Annotated in this window: 1 pseudogene; it reads right to left on the minus strand. The window is 61.6% G+C overall.

The features are described 5' to 3' along the window. Positions 1-672, minus strand: a pseudogene (locus HX846_RS33360) (urocanate hydratase); the annotation flags it as partial. Positions 673-722 lie beyond the last annotated feature (50 nt).

Here is a 722-nt window from a genome sequence, read left to right on the forward strand (position 1 = left end):
CGCCAGGGCGTCGTCGAGGTCGGTGGCTTGTTCGTCGACGTAGCGGCTGCTCAGGCGGAAGTCGATGCTGACCTGCTGGCATTCGATGTTCAGCGAGCAGGCACCGGCCAGGGTCGCGGCCAGTGGCTGGGCGCCGCCCATGCCGCCGAGGCCGGCAGTCAGGACCCAACGGCCCTTGAGGTCATCGTTGTAGTGCTGGCGACCGGCTTCGACGAAGGTTTCGTAGGTGCCCTGCACGATGCCCTGGCTGCCGATGTAGATCCAGCTGCCGGCGGTCATCTGGCCGTACATGGCCAGGCCCTTGGCATCCAGTTCGTTGAAATGCTCCCAGCTCGCCCAGTGCGGTACCAGGTTGGAGTTGGCGATCAGCACGCGCGGGGCGTTGCTGTGGGTCTTGAACACGCCGACGGGTTTGCCGGATTGCACCAGCAGGGTTTCGTCGTCGTTGAGGTTGGTCAGGCTTTCGACGATCTTGTCGTAGCATTCCCAGTTACGTGCCGCACGGCCGATACCGCCGTACACCACCAGTTCTTTCGGATTTTCGGCAACCTGCGGGTCGAGGTTGTTCATCAACATGCGCAGCGGCGCTTCAGTCAGCCAGCTTTTGGCGGTCAGCGTGTTGCCGCGTGCGGCACGGATTTCAACGTCACGGTATTGGGTAGGCTTGGTCACAAAAAAATCCTCAACGATCAATGCGCGAACATTGATGGGTGCGAAGAGGA

The sequence above is a fragment of the Pseudomonas sp. K5002 genome, from assembly GCF_013386655.1.
Taxonomy (GTDB): Bacteria; Pseudomonadota; Gammaproteobacteria; order Pseudomonadales; family Pseudomonadaceae; genus Aquipseudomonas.